We start from the raw sequence: 384 nt of genomic DNA on the forward strand, positions 1-384 counted from the left end.
GATTAAGCTATGCTGCTGGTGTGATTGGTGGCGCAGGTGCTTACCAAGCAGCTGCACGTACGGTAAGTAAATATAACCCGTACAATAAAGCCGTTCAAACTGAAGCAAAAGAAATTCAAGAGATTCAGAGAATGGTACCAACAACAACAGACCATACAGGAACGCAATCTGTTGCCAAAGGGGCTGTACGTTTAGTTACGACGAATAACAAGTCATGGATTGAAGCAAAAGATTCCAGTGGGATGACACAAGTTGTATCTCGTTATGGTAGTGGGGATAGTAGCATTCGTTCCGGACAAATGGTATATCAAGATTTAAATATTGCAGACGGGCAGTTGACACAGTACCGAAATGGTATGAAAGCTTCTCCAGCATATATACAAG

General features: G+C 42.4%; 1 pseudogene. It reads left to right on the forward strand.

The features are described 5' to 3' along the window. Nucleotides 1–384: pseudogene (locus MR155_RS32550) on the forward strand (hypothetical protein); the annotation flags it as partial.

This window comes from Bacillus cereus group sp. BfR-BA-01331 (genome assembly GCF_022663915.1).
In the GTDB taxonomy this organism is placed as follows: Bacteria; Bacillota; Bacilli; order Bacillales; family Bacillaceae_G; genus Bacillus_A; species Bacillus_A mycoides.